We start from the raw sequence: 17,193 nt of genomic DNA, 5'->3' as shown, positions 1-17,193 counted from the left end.
GCGTGGGCTGTGCGGGCAGCAGGGCAGCCAATGCGGCCGCGGCGGCCTGGGCGGCCGGATTCACCGCCTGGTCCGTGCTGTCGTCCTCTTTGTCGTCGCTGCGGCCCGACGGCTTGGCGGCCACCGCGCTGCTCTGCGCGGGCTGCGCAGCCTGCGCGGGCGGGCTGACGGCGGCGCTGTTCGCGCTAGCGCTGCTGTTGCGGCTGTCGTTGCGGGCGCGTGCCAGGGCATCGCCGAACCCCTGCGAGTTCGCATCGGCGTTGCCGGCGCTGCCGGCCTTGCTCGCGGAGGCTGCGGCGGTGTTGCTGACAATCTGGCTGATATCGATCATGTTGGGATTCGGTCTGGCTGGGGCGGCTCAGCCGCTTAGCGGTGGCGGCCTGCGACTTGCAGGCGGGCGGCGCGGGCGGCGTATTCGTCGGTATCGCGTTGCTCGCGGCGCAAGGTAGCTTGCTGCTCGCGCGTTTCGTTGCGCGTGATCAGGGTGTCGAAGGAGTTCTGGCGGCGCTTTTGCTGCTGCCAGTTGGCGCGGCCGGCAAGCAGTTGCGCCTCGGCCCGGGCCAGCGCCTCGGTCTGCTGGCGGATGGCGGTGTCGAGCGAGGCCAGGAACTGCGCGAAGTCTTGCCAGCGGGTGGAGGTCATGCCGTCCTGGGCGATGGCCTGCATGCGCTCGCGGTACTCCTGCCGGTACTGGGTGAGTGCGCCGAGCTGCTGCTCTGCCTGGTTGCGCAAGCCCTGCAGCCGGCCCAGCTCGCGCGCGGCGGCATCCGTATCGTTCTGGGCCAGGTCGGCCAAGGTATTCAATGCAGATGGCTTAGCCATGTTCACTCCGTTGGAAGAGACTATGCAACTGGCCTATCGAGTCGTCGTAACCGGCGCGCTCGTGAATGTCCTGCTGAAGAAAGGCTTCCATGCGCGGATGCAGCTGGATGGCGTAGTCCAGTTCGGGATCGTTGCCCGGCACGTACGCGCCCACGCTGATCAGGTCCCGGTTGCGCTGGTAGCGCGACATCAGCTGCTTGAAGCGCCGTACCGAGGCAAACTGCGGCGGCTCGATCAGCGCCGTCATGGCCCGGCTGATCGATGCCTCCACATCAATGGCGGGGTAGTGGCCGGATTCCGCCAGGCTGCGCGACAGCACGATGTGGCCGTCGAGAATGGCGCGCGCCGAATCGGCGATCGGGTCCTGCTGGTCGTCGCCCTCGGTCAGCACGGTATAGAAGGCGGTGATCGAGCCGCCGCCTTCGGCGCCGTTGCCGGCGCGCTCCACCAGCGTCGGCAGCTTGGCGAACACCGAGGGCGGATAGCCCTTGGTGGCAGGCGGCTCGCCGATGGCCAGCGCGATCTCGCGCTGGGCCATGGCATAGCGCGTGAGCGAGTCCATGATCAGCAGCACATGGCGGCCCTGGTCGCGGAAATACTCGGCCAGGCGCGTGGCGTAGGCGGCGCCCTGCATGCGCAGCAGCGGCGAGGTGTCGGCTGGCGCGGCCACCACCACCGAGCGCGCGCGTCCGTCCTCGCCCAGGATGTTCTCGATGAAGTCCTTCACTTCGCGGCCGCGCTCGCCGATCAGGCCGACCACGATCACTTCGGCGCTGGTGTAGCGCGCCATCATGCCCAGCAGCACGCTCTTGCCCACGCCGGAGCCGGCGAACAGGCCCATGCGCTGGCCGCGGCCCACCGTGAGCATGCCGTTGATGGCGCGCACGCCGACATCGAGCACGGTCTCGATGGGCGCGCGCGACAGCGGGTTGATCTGCGCGCCGGCCAGCGTGACCTCGGTGGCGGCGGTAATCGGGCCGAGCCCGTCCAGCGGGCGGCCGGCGGCGTCGAGCACGCGGCCCAGCAGGCCTTCGCCCACCGGCAGGCGCTTCGAGCCCGGCTCGCGCGGGGTGGCGTCGCCGCTGGGCAAGGGCGTGGGTTCGAGCGGATAGACGCGCGCGCCGGGCACCAGGCCCACCACATCGGATTGCGGCATCAGGTAAAGCCGGTCGGCGCCGAAGCCAACCACTTCCGCCTCGGCCAGGCGCGGGCCGGCGTTCTTGCCGGGCGACTGGCCGCCGGGCAGCTCGATCAGGCAGTCGCTGCCCACCGGCAAGCGCAGGCCGATGGCTTCGAGCACCAGGCCGGCGGCACGGGTCAGGCGGCCGCAGCTGCGCTTGCTGTCGATCTCGGCAATGCCGGCCGATGCGGCGGTGAGCGCGTCGCGCCAGCGCTGGGCATGCAGGCCGGAATTGCCGGCGGCATTCGCCGTGCTTGCCGCGGAATCAGGCATGGGGCGGCTCCCACGGGTCGTCGCGTCCGAGCGCCTTGACCACGCGGCTCCAGCGCGTGGAGAGCGTGGCGTCGAGCTCGCCGCTGGCGGCACTTGCCACGCAGCCGCCGCGCGCCACCGCAGCGTCGGCGCGCACGCTCCAGCCGGCGGCCTGCAGCTCGCCGGCCAGGTGGGTCTCCACCAGGGCCACGTCGTCGGGATTGAGCATCAGGCAGGGCGAGCCCGACAGGGCAGGCTCGGCCGCCAGCAGTTCGCGCACCGCCGGCAGCAGCACGCCGGGATCGGCCTGCACGGCCTGGTGCACCAGCTGCCGCGCGACATCCAGCGCCAGCGCGATCAGGGTCTGGGCCACTTCCTCGTCGACACGCCCAAGCGCGTGGTTGAAGGTGGCGGCCAGTTCCTGCAGGCGGGCAGCCTCGTTGCGCGCGCTTTCCAGGCCGCGTGCATAGCCTTCGCGGTGGCCGTCGCCGTAGCCCTGGGTCTGGCCCTGGGTGTAACCCTGGGCGTAGCCCTCCGTGCGCGCGCCTTCGCGCATGGCGTCGAGCGCGGCAAAGTCGATGGGCGGCGGGGCGGGTTCGAGCGGCATGAACTGTGCCGGATCCGGCTCGGCTTGGCGCGGATCCAGCGACAGCATCTGCCAGCGCTGCCAGCCGCTCTTCTGCTGGGAGCGCGTTTGCGGCGCGGCAAAGCTCTCGAAGCCGGCCTGCCGCGGCACGGCGCGCTGGTCCGCGCCGCGGCCGGGATTTGCATCGCCGCGCCGCTCGGCGCGGGCATCGGCGTAGTCGCTGTCCGCGGCAAGCTCGCGGAACTGGCGCAGGGCACGTTCAGACGTAGGCATCGTCGCCACCACCGATCACAACTTCGCCGGCTTCGGCCAGGCGTCTTACCACCTGGAGGATGTTCTTCTGCTCTGCCTCGACCTGCGAGACCCGTACCGGGCCCAGCGCGTCGAGATCTTCGCGCAGCATTTCGCCGGCGCGGGTGGACATATTGCGGATGAACTTGTCGCGCAGCTCCGCCGGCGCGCCCTTGAGCGCGACGATGAGCGATTCGGTCGCCACTTCCTTGAGCACGCGCTGGATGCCGCGGTCGTCCACTTCGAGCAGGTTCTCGAACAGGAACATCTCGTCGATGATCTTCTGCGCGAGGTCGCCGTCGTGCAGGCGCACGCCTTCGATCACCGCCTCTTCGTGAGCCGTGCTCATCAGGTTGATGATCTCGGCCGCCGTACGCACGCCGCCCATGCGGCTGCGCTTGAGGCTCTGGCCCGCCAGCAGCTTGGTCAGCACGTCGGTCAGTTCCTGCAGGGCGCCCGGCTGCACGCCGCCGAAGGTGGCGATACGCAGGATCACGTCGTTGCGCAGGCGGTCCGTGAACATGCTGACGATCTCGGACGACTTCTGCCGGTCCAGGTGGATCAGGATGGTGGCGATGATCTGCGGGTGCTCGTCGCGGATCAGCTCGGCCACCGAGGTGGAATCCATCCAGTTCAGCGAATCGATGCCGGCGCCCGGGTCGCGGGATTCGAGGATGTCCTCGATCACCGATACCGCGCGTTCCTCGCCCAGCGCCTTGTTCAGCACGCTGCGGATAAAGGCGCTCGAATCGATGTTGAGCGCGAGGTACTGCTCAGTCTCGGAGCGGAATTCGGCCAGTACCTCGGCCACCTGGTCGCGCGTCACCGAGTTGAGCGTGGCCATGGCCGAGCCCAGGCTCTGTACCTCGCGCGGGCCGAGGTGTTTGAAGACTTCTGCAGCAGCGTCTTCACCGAGCGACATCATCAGGATGGCGCTCTTCTGCAATCCTTCATCGGTCATCGCTAGACATCCAGTTCTTGATCACACTGGCAACCAGGCGCGGGTCGCGTTGCGCGGCGTCGCGCACCAGGGCGAGATCGCTTTCATATTTGGCGGCGAGCCGCAGGACTTCCGGATTGGTCGGCTCTTCAGGCGGCAGCAATACGGCTTCGTTGTTGTCCGACGTTTCCTGCGGCGGCGGCAGGGGCGGCGCGGTGTACTTGCGCAGCACCGGACGCGCCACCTTGAACCACACGAACAGGGCCAGCAGGGCCAGCAGCAGGTAGCCGGCACCGGTCTTGGCCAGCGCGATCATCTCCGGCTGTTTCCACAGCGGCAGCTCGGGCTTGACATCGGTATCGGCGGTGAACGGGCTGTTGACCACATTGAGCGAGTCGCCCCGGTCGGCCGAGAAGCCCATGGCTTCCTTGGTCAGGTTCTCTATCTGGGCCAGCTGCGCGGCAGGCAGGGGCTCGGAGACCATCTTGCCGTTGGCGCCGGCCTTCTGGCGGTAGTTGACGACCACCGCCACCGACAGGCGCTTCACGCCGCCCGGCGCCTGCTGCACATGGCGCACGGTGCGGTCGAGTTCGTAATTGGTGGTGGAGTCCTTGCGGCTGCTGCTCGGGCCGGTCTGGGCCGAGGCGGTGGCGCCGGCCTGCGCTTGCTGGCCTGCCTGACCTTGCTGCCCCGGTTGGTTGGGCTGGCCCGGACGCGGCGGCTGGGCCGTGGCGATCGGCGCGGTGGCCGGTGCGGGCGGCTGGTTGGACAGCGCGCCGGGCACGCCGCCGGCCGGGGCCGCGCCTTGCTGGCTCGACTCGCTGGACTGCTGGCTGCGGATGGCGGCGTGGGTGGGGTCCTGGTTGGGCTTGAACGACTCGTCGGTATGCTCGACGATGGAGAAGTCGACGTCGGCGGTGACCTGGGCGTGCACATTGTCCTGGCCGAGGATCGGCGCCAGGATGGTTTCCACGCGCTGCGCGTAGTTGCGCTCCAGCGCCTGCACGTACTTGAGCTGGCCGGCGTCGAGCATGCGCTCGCTGGTGCCGTTGCCAGACAGCAGGTTGCCGTGCTGGTCGACGATCGAGATGGCCTTGGGCGTGAGCTCCGGCACGCTGGACGAGACCAGGTAGCCGATCGCGGCCACCTGGCCGTCATCGATGGCGCGGCCGGGGTAGAGCTGCAGCACCACCGACGCGGTGGGTTTCTGGCGGTCGCGCACGAACAGCGTGGGCTTGGGAATGGCCAGGTGCACGCGTGCCGACTGCACCGCGCCGATCGACTCGATCGAGCGGGCCAGCTCGCCTTCCAGGCCGCGCTGGTAGTTGACCTGTTCGGCGAACTGGCTGATGCCGAACTTCTGCGAGTCCATCAGCTCCATGCCGGTCGTGCCGCTCTTGGGCAGGCCTTGCGAAGCCAGGCGCAGCCGGGTCTCATGGACCTTCTCCGAGGGCACCATCACCGCACCGCCGCCTTCGGCGAACTTGTACGGCACGTTCATTTGCTGCAGGGAGGCGATGACGGCGCCGCCGTCCCGCTCTGACAGGTTGCTGTAGAGCACCTTGTAGTCCGGCGCGCGCGACCACAGCACGCCCACGGCGATGGCTGCGGCGAGGGCCGCGCCGCCAAGCATCATGGGCAGGCGCGGATTGCTCTTGATGCGCTCGAACAGCTCGGATTTGCCCGACAGGGCTGCCACGGCGTTCATGCGCGCGCCCCCGTCATGGCCGGGCCGGCATGGGATAGGGCCGGCTGGGCCGGGTGGCGGGCGCCGCTCGGGCTGCCCCGTCCACCCCGGCGGGCCTGGCAAATCCGGGCTTCGGCATGGCTAAGATCACGCTGCTGACAAAACACGCGTACTCCCCGCGATAGTTGATGAGATCTGGTTCCCGACCGGGGCGCGCCACGACAAGCGAGGCAGCGTCATCCCAGATTCGGCACGGTATCGATCATCAGCCAAGCCGGGTGCGGACAATCCCGCGAATAAGCCTCGTTTTCCACTCGAATTCCCGCAATGGCCCAGCCGGAGCCGCAGGTACGCTTCGGGGGCTGGCACAGGCGGCGTACGCGGATGCGGTATTTGCGGCATTCGCGGCGCATGGCGGCAGGATTGCCGGCAGCGGCCCGGGCGGGTGCCCGGCGCAACCCTCAATGACTCTTTCTCGAACCGGTTTTGGCCAAGGCAGGCTATGCCTGGCCTTGGGCGGGGCGGGTTCCAAGCGGATCGCCATGACTACCATCTCCTCCATCGACGGCATGCTGCAACAACTGCGCGGACTGGCGCAGAACGCTACCGGGCAGCAAAGCCAGGCTGCCGCAGCCGAGCCGAGCGGCTTCGCCGGTGAACTGCAGCGCTCGCTGGCGCGCATCAGCAACGTGCAGGAACATGCATACGGCCAGGCCGAAGCGTTCGAAATGGGTAAGCCCGGGGTGGCGCTTAACGATGTGATGATTGATATGCAGAAGGCCAATGTGTCGTTTCAGACCGGGGTGCAGGTGAGGAACCGGCTGACGGCGGCTTATCAGGAAATGATGAATATGACGGTTTGAGGGATTCGGGCCGGAGGTTGATCAAGATTTCCCGAGGCAGAGGCTCCGCGTTAAGAAAGGCGCTACGGCGCTCTTCGTGTGCGGCCAATGCATACAAGCTGAATGGCAGTGTGGATGGAAGACGGAAGCAATGACGATGCCGCATTGAACGCTTAGACAATACGAATCTGATTTTTGTCGATTTGCCCGGTTCGGGAGGATCGTGGAAGCCGGTTGAGTACTCGACCGAAGGCTTTGCACGCGAACTCCTGCCGGCCATGGCAGAAGTCACTGGTGGCGAATATCAGATACTCGGTGTGAGCTTCGGCGGTTTTTGTCGGTTTGGAAATAGCAAGGCAGGATCCCGATTGCGAAGGTATCGTGTTGCTGGACACGCCATTCTCCGCGAGGAGACTCTGGCATAACCAGGCCTTCCTGAGAAGCTGCCTTGGACAGAGACCGGATGACCAGAATTTGACGCGATTGGCCTGGGAGATCCATGGGGTGACGGAACATGCGCTGGTCGAACGTACATTTTGGCATCTGCCGGAGGGACTCTCCATGCGTATCACGGTGATCACCGGCGACGTACCGGTTTTTCCTCTCCAGTGGCCAGTCAGCGAGAAAGTTGGAACAGAATGAGCAAAGAAGAATTGCGGGCCCAGATTGCCCGCCTGGTGGATCAATACGCAGCCTTGGCGCAGAGCGAGGCGGCCCCCTTTCTGGCAGGGCAGTCGGCTATCCCGCCGTCCGGGAAAGTGGTGGGGGCGCCGGAAATGAAGGCCATGGTCGACTCGGCCTTGGATTGCTGGCTAACGGCGGGGCGCTTTAACGAGGCATTCGAGAAGCGGCTGGCTGCGCTCCTTGGGGTTCGTCATGTCCTTACAGTGAATTCAGGGTCATCCGCTAACCTGATCGCGTTCGCCACATTGACTTCCCCCAGGCTTGGCGACAGGGCAATTCAGCCCGGTGACGAGGTGATCGGCGTTGCGGCCGGATTCCCGACCACCGTCAATCCGATCTTGCAGTGCGGTGCAATTCCCGTCTTTGTGGATGTCGAGCTGGGTACCTACAATATCGACGCAAGCAAGATCGAGGAGGCTATCTCGCCCCGTACCCGGGCCATCATGCTTGCGCACACGCTAGGCAACCCGTACAACCTCGAAGTGGTAACGGCGCTCTGTCGTAAGCACAATCTGTGGCTAGTGGAGGACTGCTGTGACGCCTTGGGGGCAACCTACGACGGTGAACTCGTGGGCGGCTTCGGCGATATTGCTACGTTGAGCTTCTATCCTGCCCATCACATCACGATGGGCGAGGGCGGGGCGGTCTTCACCAACAACGATACGCTCCGGCAGATTGCCGAGTCGTTTCGTGACTGGGGGCGCGATTGCTATTGCCCGCCGGGCAAGGACAATACTTGTGGCCGGCGCTTCTGCTGGAAGCTCGGCTCGCTTCCTGAAGGGTACGATCACAAGTACAGCTACTCGCACCTCGGGTACAACCTCAAGATCACGGACATGCAAGCGGCATGCGGTCTTGCGCAGCTGGATCGTGTGCAAGAGTTCATTGCGACACGCAAGCGGAACTTCGCCTACCTGAAAGACCGTCTGGGCCGATGCAGCGATGCCCTGATCTTGCCGGAGGCGACCCCGCGCTCGGATCCTTCCTGGTTTGGATTCCCAATGACCTTGCGGCCGGAGGCGGGAGTGCGGCGGGCGGATCTGATCTCCTATCTGGATCAGTACCGCATTGGCACCCGGCTTCTGTTTGCGGGAAATCTTGTCCGGCAGCCCTATATGCAAGGGCGAAAATACCGCATCTCAGGGGATCTGCGCAACTCGGACATCGTGATGAACGACACATTCTGGGTCGGCGTCTATCCGGGTTTGAGCGAGGACATGCTCGATTTCATGGCCGGGAAACTGGAGCAATTCTTCGGGATCGGGTTTTAAGCATGCGCCTGGAGCCGTTAGCGCTTGCCGGCTGCTTCCGTCTGCTGGGCAACCGCTTGGAGGATTCCCGCGGAGACTTCTTTAAGTTGTTTCACGCGCCAACGCTTGCCGGACTGGGGCTGGAGACGGACTTCACCGAGTCGTTCGTGTCAACGTCGCGCGCCGGAGTCATTCGCGGTATGCACTTCCAGCGCCCGCCAAAGGACCACGCGAAGCTGGTTTGTTGTCTGAGCGGCAGGGCGCGTGACGGGCTGGTCGATCTGCGCCCGGGGTCGCCGACGTTTGGTGCCAGCACGAGTCTGATTCTCTCGGCGGACGCTCCCGAGGTGCTATATGTGCCGCGAGGCGTCGCGCACGGTTTCGCGGCGCACGTGGAAAATACGCAGATGTGGTACCTCGTTTCTTCGGTGCACGATCCCGCGGCCGATGCCGGCGTCCATGTCCACGGGGTGGGAATCGACTGGTGGACGGATGGGCCGGCCACGGTCGAACCGATCCTTTCGGCGCGCGACCAGCAATTCCCGGCGCTGGATGCCTACCTGGCCAACAGCGATAGCGAAACAGGAAAAAGATGAGGAAGGTGCTGTTGACCGGAGCATCCGGCTACGCTGGAGCCGCCATTCAGGCTGGCCTGCGCGCTTGCGGATTGACGGTGCTGACTGCGGGGAGGCGTCGGAACGATGATGTCTACATGGATTTGTTGCGCCCAGAGAACCTGGCTCGCCTCGCGATTCCGAGCGATATAGACGCATTAATCCATATGGCGGCCGCAAACGAGGTGATGTGCCGACAGGAGCCCGTTTCCGCCTACACGGCAAACGTCACCTCTACGCAAGCACTGTTGCGTGCTGCGGAGTCAGCTGGAATCCGCCGCCTGCTCTATCTCTCCACCTTCCACGTGTTTGGGGCCCCAAGCGGAACACTGGACGAGTGCACTGTGCCGGCACCCGCGAACGATTACGGCATGACGCACTGGATGGCCGAGCAGGCCTTTCTGATGCAAGGTCGCCGTACCGGAGCGCAAGTCTGCATTTTACGGGCATCCAATCTCTTTGGGGAGCCTGCAGACTGGGGCACTTTCGATCGCTGGACCCTGGCACCGTTTGATTTTACGCGGCAAGCCGTAACGAACGCAGCGATCAGCTTGCTGACGAACGGCGCGCCGGTGAGGAATTATGTATCGCTCTCGTTTCTGAGGAGATCGGTGATTGCTGCGCTTGCGGGGGAGCTTCCGGCAATCACTCATATAGCCGGTACGGCTTGGAGCATGGCTGAACTTGCCGAGCTGTCCGCTCGCATCGTCCGGGCCGAGACGGCACGGGAGGTCAAGGTTTCTCTCGGGAACGCTTCGCCACGCGAAACGGCCTACAGCTTCATTTCCAAGCACTGGCCACTCGAGAACTGCATGAAAGAGGATGACATGGCTGCATTCCTGCGCGGCGTAGCGCGCTGGCTGATGGCGAATCCGCAATGAACCGGATATCAGCCCTGGCCAAGGTATCGCCAATGGCCGACATTGAGCGTTCCGTGAGAGGGAACCACGTGGCTGTTGCCGATCACGTTACGATAGATAGCTTTGTCAAAATCAAGTTCGCCGGAGGCGATGGTGACGTCGAGATCGGTCCTTACTGTTATCTGAATTCCGGCGTGGTCATCTACTCCGGCAACGGTGTCAAGCTCGGCGAGGGCGTTCTGATTGCCGCCAATACCACTCTTGCGCCTACCAATCACCAGTATCGCGAGCGTGGCCGAACGATTATCGAGCAGCGTTTTATGCCATCAAAGGGCGGCATCGTTGTGGAAGACGATTGCTGGATCGGCGCCAATTGTGTCTTGCTGGACGGGACCTTTCTGGGACGTGGTTGCGTGGTGGGCGCAGGTACCGTGCTCAAGGGTGCCTGGCCGGAGTATTCGGTGATCGCCGGTAATCCTGCGAAGGTGGTTCGCCATCGAGACTAGTCCGGATCCAGGTTCCATCACGCCGATTCCACCGAATCCGCCAATTCCGCCTTGACGGTCAACGGCATGGTGCCGTCTTGCGAGAATTGCTCGATCTGGTATTCCATGACATGGCGAGCAAGGCCGGGCTCCTCATGTACATGCCGATACCATTCGGCTGTGGCAGCCAGCGCCTGGCTGAGTGACCAGCGTGAGTGCCAGGACAGCATCCGCTTGGCCTTGGATGAATCCAGGTAGAGATAGCGGGCTTCATGTGGCGCTTCGGCTCCAGTTGCCGTATCGGCTTCCCAGTTCAGGCCTGGCCAGTGCTTCTGAAGCAGAGCCAGCACTTCCGAAACAGGTTGGTTGTCACAGGCCTCCGGCCCGAAGTTGAAAGCTGAGGCGAATTCGCGTTCACCAGCCAGCAGCCTGGCACCGAGCAAGAGGTATCCGTTGAGGGACTCCAGCACATGCTGCCATGGGCGAGTGGCCTCCGGATGACGGATTCTCAGCGTGCCACGGCCGGCAACGGCGCGCGCCGCATCCGGAAGCAAGCGATCCTCGGACCAGTCGCCGCCGCCAATCACATTCCCCGCGCGCGCAGTTGCAACAAGCACCCCTTGCTGATCCAGGAACGCCTGACGATAACTGGCCGTCACGAGTTCGGCCCCCGCCTTGCTTGCGCTGTATGGATCGTAGCCGCCAAGAGGATCGGACTCCCGATATCCCCACAGCCATTCCTTGTTGTCGTAGCACTTGTCAGTCGTGACGATGACGATGGCGCGCACAGATGGACAATGGCGGCAAGCCTCAAGAAGGTTGACGGTGCCCATGACATTGGTTGCCCAGGTCGTGGCCGGGTCGCGGTAGCTGGCGCGCACCAGTGGTTGTGCCGCGAGATGGAAGACAATCTCAGGCTGCGCCGCCCGCAGGGCGTTTTCCAGTGCAGCGGAATCGCGGACATCGGCAAGGTGATGCGCCTCCAGGGCATCTTCGATGCCGGCCAGTGCAAACAGGCTCGGTTGCGACGGGGCGGGCAACGCGTAGCCGGTGACACGGGCGCCCAGGCGCGCCAGCCAGGCGCTCATCCAGGAGCCTTTGAATCCAGTGTGGCCGGTCAGGAAGACCGAGCGGCCCACGTAAGTATTGCGCATGCGGTTCACCAGATCTTCCAAGGGGCTGTTCCGGCTTGCCACAATTGCTCAAGCATGTTTTTTTCGCGCAAGGTATCCATGGGTTGCCAGAAGCCTCCGTGTTCGAAGGCCAGTAGGTGCCCGCGTTTTGCGAGTTCTTCCATGGGAGCCTGTTCCCAGCTGATCCCATCGTTCGCGATCAGGTCGATTGCTTCCGGTTGCAGCACGAAAAAGCCGCCATTGATCCATGCGCCATCCCCGCGCGGCTTCTCTGCGAAGCCGGAAACCATGCCTTCCTTGGTACGCTCCAGCGCGCCGTAGCGGCCAGGCGGTTGCACCGCGGCAACGGTCGCCCAGCGGCCGTGGTTGCGGTGAAAGGCGATCTCTGCGGTGAGGTCGATGTCGGATACGCCGTCGCCATAGGTGAAGCAGAACGACTCACCCGGCGTGAGGTAATCCCGCACGCGTCGCAGCCGGCCGCCGGTTTGCGAGTCGTCGCCGGTGTCGACCAGCGTTACGCGCCACGGCTCGGCCTTGCGGCAATGTACTTCCATGCGATTCTCCGACATGTCGAAAGTGACATCCGACATGTGCAGAAAGTAATTGGCGAAGTATTCCTTGATGACGTAGCCCTTGTAGCCGAGGCAGATGATGAAGTCACTGATGCCGTGTGCCGCATAGATCTTCATGATATGCCACAGGATCGGTTTGCCGCCGATCTCGATCATGGGCTTGGGTCTGAGGTGAGATTCTTCGGATATGCGGGTACCCAGCCCGCCCGCCAGGATGACGGCTTTCATGCAGCTTTCTCCAGTACTTGGATCCCGAGGACTTCGTGGGTCGAGGGTTTGCCCTGGCTTTCGATCAAGGCCAGGTCGAGGCAGAACTGCTGTTGCAGGATATCGGCCACGGGACTCGTGTCGTGACCGCCCTCCCGCATACGCGCGCTCAGCAAGCGGTAGAGCGGCAGGTGGTATGGACGCAGGTTGATGGCTTCCATCAACAGTTCAAGGGCACGCTCGTGGTTGCCGACGTGTTGCTCCATCTCGCCCAGCGCGAACGCGATCAGCCAGTGCTTGCTCCACTTGGCCGACATGTTTTCCAGCAGGCCGTTCAACTCGAAGTGTCGCCCTTCATCAAGCAGCAGCCCGATCGTGAGCACCAGCGCTTCCATGGAGTGCCAGGCTCCGTTGCAGAACACGCCATCCTGCGTGCGAGGCTGGAGATGGCTCACGTCCCGGTGCTGGCCGATCAGTTGTATCGCTTGGGCTTCGAACCAGCGCGTGAAGCCAGCGATGTCGGCGATGGCGCTCTTCTCGAAGCGATGCCGCAAAGTGAGACGGAGCGCGTTGAGCTGCTCCGGGTCCGCGGCAAGCTGAGCAGCCATCGCCACGTAAGCCTCCTCGGTATTGCAGATGAGGCCATCCAATCCCACCGCGTGCAGGAAAGGTGCGGACATCCGGCTATGGAATGCTTGCCCGGCCAGCGAGACCAGCGGCACGCCCATCCATAGCGTGTCGCAGGTGGTGGTGCCGCCGGTTACCGGTGATGTATCCAGCGCGATGTCGATGTCATGGTAGGTCAGGTACTGGTTCTTGCCTTCCCTTGGCACGCAGACGACGCATTGCGTGTCGATGCCGGCCTGTTCCATGCGCGCCAGCAGCGGTCCCCGCACTGCTTCCCGGTCGAGTCCTGCCGCTTCGATCAGCAGGCGGCTGCCGGGGCAGCGCGCCAGCACCGCGCTCCACAGCCGCAGGGTGCGGTCGGTCAGCTTGCCGATGTTGTTGCAGGAGCCGAAGGTGATGAAGCCGTTGCGCAGCGCGGGTGTTTCCCGGACCTGGTAGTCGGGCTGGTAGACCTGCAGCGGGCTGCCGATCAGCGGGTGGTAGACCGCGAACACGCCGGGCGCGTACAGGAGGTTCTCGGTGTAGTTCGACTCGGTGCCGGCCGGATCTCCGATCCGGTCGGTGACGCGATGCTGGATGGCGGGCATGCCGGTGCTGCCGGGATAGCCGAGCCAGGTGAGCTGCACCGGCGCCAGGCCATACACCATATAGTGCAGCGGCGAGATGCCGGTATAGCCGCCCAGGTCGATCAGCACATCGATGTTCTCCTCCCGTACCGCCTGCACGATTTCCGCTTCCGGCTTCTTGGCCAGGTTCACATAGCGGTCGCAATAGATGGAGATCTTGCGCGTGACAGTGTCCTGGGTCGATTGCAGGCCAAGCGCCACCACCTCGAAGCGCGCGCGATCGATGTTGGCGATAAGCGGGATAAGGAAATAGGCACAGGCGTGCCGGTACAGGTCGTTTGACAGGATCCCGAGCCGGATCCGTTCGGCGCGCGGCCTGGCCACCACGGGCAATTCCGGCAGGCGCTCGCGGGCGAGTACCCGGGCAAAGTTGCCGGCCTCGGCCAGCAGGTCGCCCGCGCTGGTCTTGTCGCCGAACAGCAGCATGAACAGCAGGTTCGAGCGGATGTTCTTGTTGGTCGGGGCGCTTGCCGCGGCGCGCCTGAGCGTCGTGATCGCGTCTTCGGCGAAGCCGGTGTCTTTCAGGTCATTGGCATAGTTGGCCAACACGACGGGATGGTCCGGCGCGATCTCGACGGCTTTGAGCGACGCCTGCTTGGCGTCGGCGTGCAGGCCCAGCTGGCGCAGCACGATGGCGTAGTTCGCCCAGGCCTCAAGATAGCGAGGGTGCCGCGCCACGCAGTCCTGCAGCAAGGTCCTGGCATGTTCCAGCCGGCCCGTCGTGGCGAGGATGCGGCCGCAGACGGTCATCATGTCCGGCTGTCCCGGGTGCATCTTCAAGCCTTCCTCCGCGACACGGAGTGCATCTTCCTGCCGGTGCAGCAGCAGCAAGGAGAGGGCGTGCCAGTAGAAGGCGGCGCGCAGCCGCGGCTTGAGCTTCAGGGCCTTCTCCGCGTAGCCGATCGCTGCCTCGAACTGCCCCGTAGCATGGCTGTTCTCGGCTTTCTTGATGTAACGGTCCGCCTTGGAGCTGTTTGCGAGGTTCTTCATATTGGACGGATTGATTTACCGGGCGCGGCAATGGGGGGCGTGTGCTCGATGACGGGCTGGCAACGGTTCAGATAGCCAGGTTTGCCGAGGTTTGCGGGTTTGCATGGATGGCTCAGGCATGTTCCCGCTCGGCCTCTGCTTCCTGCCCGACCTCGATGCCGAGGACTTCCAGCACCGTGGGCGCGCCCTGCTGCTCCAGGAATGCCAGCGTCACGCCCAACTGCTGCTGGAGGAATTCGCCCAGCATGCTCTTGTCATACTGGTACTCGTCCAGCCGGGCGTTAAGCAGGCGGAACAGCGGCAGGTGATAGGTACGCAAGCCGATGCTTTCCATCAGGTAGTCGACCGCTGCCTCGTGCTGCCCGTTGCGGTGCTCGATTTCGGCCAGCACGTAGGGCACCATCCAGTGCCTGGGCCACTTCGCGGAGAAGTTCTCGAGCAGGGCGCGCAGTTCGATATGGCGCCGGGCCTCCAGCAAGCCGGCAACCGCGATCACGATTTCCGCCATGGTGTGCCAGGTGCCGGAGAAGTACACGCCATCGTGCGAGCCGGGCATGCTGTCGACCGGCCGGTGCGGACCGACCGCCTTGGCAAGCTGGTCTTCCATCCAGCGCGCGAAGGCGGCGCCGTCGGCCAGGGGACCCTGCTCGAAACGCTGCCGCAGCGACAGGCGCAAGGCGTTGAGCTGGCCCGCATCTGCGGCCAGTTGCGCGGCCATCTCGACGTACTCTTGCGCATCGCGGCAGATCAGGCCATCCAGGCCGAGCGCATGCAGGAAGCTGGCCGACATGCGCGAGTGGAAGGCCGCCCCCGCCAGCGTGATCACAGGCACGCCCATCCACAAGGCGTCGCAGGTGGTGGTGCCGCCGGTCAGCGGCACGGTGTCCAGCATGATGTCGATGTCGTGGTAAGTCAGGTACTGGTTCGTCGCCAGCCTGGGGATGCAAGCCACGCGGACCGGGTCGATGCCGGCACGCGCCAGGCGGGCCAGCAGAGGGCCGCTGACGGCTTCGTTGTCGAGGTCGCGTGCTTCGATCAGCAGGCGGCTGCCCGGGCAACGCGCCAGCACCGCGTGCCACAGTGCCACGGTCTGATCGGTGACCTTGCCCAGGTTGTTGCAGGAGCCGAAAGTGATCGCGCCGGTGCGCAGCGCCGGCGTCTCCTGGACCCGGTACTTTGGGCCGTACGCATTCAGGGGGCTGTGTACCAGCGGCGCGTACGTGCAGAAGACGGTGGGCGCCCTGAGCAGGGTCTCGCTGTAGTGGGGCTCGAAGCCTTCCGGGTCGCAGGTCGCGTCGCTGATGCGGTAGTGGATGGATTTCAGTCCGGTGCTGCCGGGATAGCCCAGCCATGTCATCTGCACCGGAGCCAGCCCGTGGACCATGTATGGCAGCGGCGAATTGCCGGTATGCCCGCCGAGATCCATCACGACGTCCAGCTGCGCGTTGCGAATGGTCTCCACGACGTCGGCCGTGGTTTTGCCCGCCAGCTCGATGAACTCATTGGCGTGCAGCCGGATCTTGTCGGTGACATGGTCGCTCAGCGGGTTGAGCGAGAGTGCCACCACCTCTACCCGCGAGCGGTCCAGATGCGCCATCAGCGGCAGGATGAAGTAGGCACAGGCGTGCCGCATCAGGTCGTTCGAGAACAGGCCCAGGCGGATCGGACCGCTGGTACGCCGCGGCGCGCCGGCTTCGCGCGGCAGGCGCGGGCCGGCCAGCAGCAGCGTCTCGTAGGTCTTGGCTTCGCGCAGCAGCTCGGGCGCCGTGGTGTCCTCGGCGAACAGCATGGCGAACAGCAGGTTGGCCCGGATGGCGATGTTGCCCGGGGCCAGCTTTACCGCCTTGCGCAGGGCAGGCATGGCCTCGGCCATTTCACCCGTTTCCTTCAGGGCCAGGGCGTAGTTGCAGGCCGCGGTGGCCTCGTTGGGGTTGATCGCCAGCGCCTTGCTGGCGGCCTCCCTGGCCGCCGCGGGCTCGCGCAATTCCAGCAGCAGGGCGGCATAGTGCACCCAGGCGCTGAGCGAGCCGGGGTCGGCGCCGACACATCGCTGCAGCAGTTGCCTGGCTTCCTCGTGCTCGCCGTTGCGCAGCAGGACGAAGCCGCCGAGAGACATCAGTTCGATATCGTCCGGGAAATGCTGCAGCCCGTCGTGCAGGATCTCGCCGGCCTTCCTGGTGTCCTGTAGTGCCAGCCACGCGGCCATCTGCCAGTAGGAGGCATCGGCCCGCTTGCCAAGTATCCGCTCCGCATTCTCGGCTTCCCTGAGTACAACGCGGTACTGGCCGGCCTGATAGGCTGTGCGAGCCTTCTCGATCTGGCGGGGAGACTTGGGAGCAATCTGGATAGGTTTCATCGGTTGGGCCCGTCTTGGCGGGCTGGTACAGGCAATGCGCTTGTTGGCGATGCCGCCGCATACCGGGCAAGGCGGTTTGCGGCGGTGATTGCCAGGCTGTTCCGGCCCCTGAAAGTTATCAGGACGGCAAGCGCGGGGAGGCCGGAATACGGGCCAAAAACGAGGCCAATTCCAGAGGCGGGACAGTCG

General features: G+C 64.8%; 14 protein-coding genes and 1 pseudogene. 5 read left to right on the top strand and 10 right to left on the bottom strand.

What is annotated here, in order from left to right; translation table 11 throughout:
* From P3W85_RS13820 to fliF, 6 genes and pseudogenes are all read right to left on the bottom strand, one after another.
* Positions 1–331: pseudogene (locus P3W85_RS13820) on the bottom strand (flagellar hook-length control protein FliK); the annotation flags it as partial.
* Between the two features lie 35 nt (positions 332–366).
* Positions 367–822 carry a flagellar export protein FliJ gene (gene fliJ / locus P3W85_RS13815; protein ID WP_035809767.1) on the bottom strand — a complete coding sequence of 152 codons (456 nt, stop codon included), beginning with the start codon at positions 820–822 and terminating at the stop codon, positions 367–369.
* The gene (gene fliI, locus P3W85_RS13810) at positions 815–2,275 is read right to left on the bottom strand and encodes a flagellar protein export ATPase FliI (RefSeq protein ID WP_276265195.1); all 1,461 of its coding nucleotides are present in this window, start codon (positions 2,273–2,275) and stop codon (positions 815–817) included. The genes fliJ and fliI overlap by 8 nt, the downstream gene beginning before the upstream one ends.
* A complete protein-coding gene (fliH, locus tag P3W85_RS13805) occupies positions 2,268–3,113 on the bottom strand; it encodes a flagellar assembly protein FliH (protein WP_276265194.1) in 846 nt (281 codons plus the stop codon). The genes fliI and fliH overlap by 8 nt, the downstream gene beginning before the upstream one ends.
* Positions 3,100–4,092, bottom strand: a complete 993-nt coding sequence (fliG, locus tag P3W85_RS13800; RefSeq protein ID WP_017229734.1) for a flagellar motor switch protein FliG — start codon at positions 4,090–4,092, stop codon at positions 3,100–3,102. The genes fliH and fliG overlap by 14 nt, the downstream gene beginning before the upstream one ends.
* A complete protein-coding gene (gene fliF / locus P3W85_RS13795) occupies positions 4,082–5,779 on the bottom strand; it encodes a flagellar basal-body MS-ring/collar protein FliF (RefSeq protein WP_276265193.1) in 1,698 nt (565 codons plus the stop codon). The genes fliG and fliF overlap by 11 nt, the downstream gene beginning before the upstream one ends.
* 521 nt (positions 5,780–6,300) lie before the next feature.
* Between fliF and fliE the strand changes: the two genes are divergently transcribed.
* From fliE to P3W85_RS13770, 5 genes are all read left to right on the top strand, one after another.
* Positions 6,301–6,621: a flagellar hook-basal body complex protein FliE gene (gene fliE / locus P3W85_RS13790; RefSeq protein WP_035808705.1), complete on the top strand. Its 321-nt coding sequence runs from the start codon at positions 6,301–6,303 to the stop codon at positions 6,619–6,621.
* A gap of 617 nt (positions 6,622–7,238) precedes the next feature.
* Entirely contained in the window at positions 7,239–8,555 is a 1,317-nt protein-coding gene (gene rfbH, locus P3W85_RS13785; protein ID WP_276265192.1) for a lipopolysaccharide biosynthesis protein RfbH, read from the top strand.
* A 2-nt stretch (positions 8,556–8,557) separates the two neighbouring features.
* Positions 8,558–9,130: a dTDP-4-dehydrorhamnose 3,5-epimerase family protein gene (locus P3W85_RS13780; RefSeq protein WP_276265191.1), complete on the top strand. Its 573-nt coding sequence runs from the start codon at positions 8,558–8,560 to the stop codon at positions 9,128–9,130.
* Entirely contained in the window at positions 9,127–10,029 is a 903-nt protein-coding gene (locus P3W85_RS13775) for an NAD-dependent epimerase/dehydratase family protein (RefSeq protein ID WP_276265190.1), read from the top strand. Before P3W85_RS13780 ends, P3W85_RS13775 begins: the two co-directional genes overlap by 4 nt.
* Positions 10,026–10,514 (top strand): acyltransferase, encoded by a 489-nt coding sequence (locus tag P3W85_RS13770; protein WP_276265189.1) that lies wholly within the window; start codon positions 10,026–10,028, stop codon positions 10,512–10,514. Before P3W85_RS13775 ends, P3W85_RS13770 begins: the two co-directional genes overlap by 4 nt.
* A 17-nt stretch (positions 10,515–10,531) precedes the next feature.
* On the opposite strand, the gene rfbG is transcribed toward P3W85_RS13770, so the two are convergent.
* From rfbG to P3W85_RS13750, 4 genes are all read right to left on the bottom strand, one after another.
* The gene (gene rfbG, locus P3W85_RS13765; protein WP_430869543.1) at positions 10,532–11,668 is read right to left on the bottom strand and encodes a CDP-glucose 4,6-dehydratase; all 1,137 of its coding nucleotides are present in this window, start codon (positions 11,666–11,668) and stop codon (positions 10,532–10,534) included.
* The gene (gene rfbF / locus P3W85_RS13760; RefSeq protein ID WP_276265188.1) at positions 11,653–12,426 is read right to left on the bottom strand and encodes a glucose-1-phosphate cytidylyltransferase; all 774 of its coding nucleotides are present in this window, start codon (positions 12,424–12,426) and stop codon (positions 11,653–11,655) included. Before rfbF ends, rfbG begins: the two co-directional genes overlap by 16 nt.
* The gene (locus P3W85_RS13755) at positions 12,423–14,648 is read right to left on the bottom strand and encodes a tetratricopeptide repeat protein (RefSeq protein WP_276265187.1); all 2,226 of its coding nucleotides are present in this window, start codon (positions 14,646–14,648) and stop codon (positions 12,423–12,425) included. Before P3W85_RS13755 ends, rfbF begins: the two co-directional genes overlap by 4 nt.
* A 112-nt stretch (positions 14,649–14,760) precedes the next feature.
* On the bottom strand, positions 14,761–17,004 hold the full coding sequence (locus P3W85_RS13750) for a tetratricopeptide repeat protein (protein WP_276265186.1): 2,244 nt from the start codon (positions 17,002–17,004) through the stop codon (positions 14,761–14,763).
* Positions 17,005–17,193 lie beyond the last annotated feature (189 nt).

This window comes from Cupriavidus basilensis (genome assembly GCF_029335485.1).
GTDB lineage: Bacteria > Pseudomonadota > Gammaproteobacteria > Burkholderiales > Burkholderiaceae > Cupriavidus > Cupriavidus basilensis_E.
The sequence above is the reverse complement of the archived record's forward strand: the minus strand, read 5'-3'. Positions and strand labels throughout refer to the sequence as shown.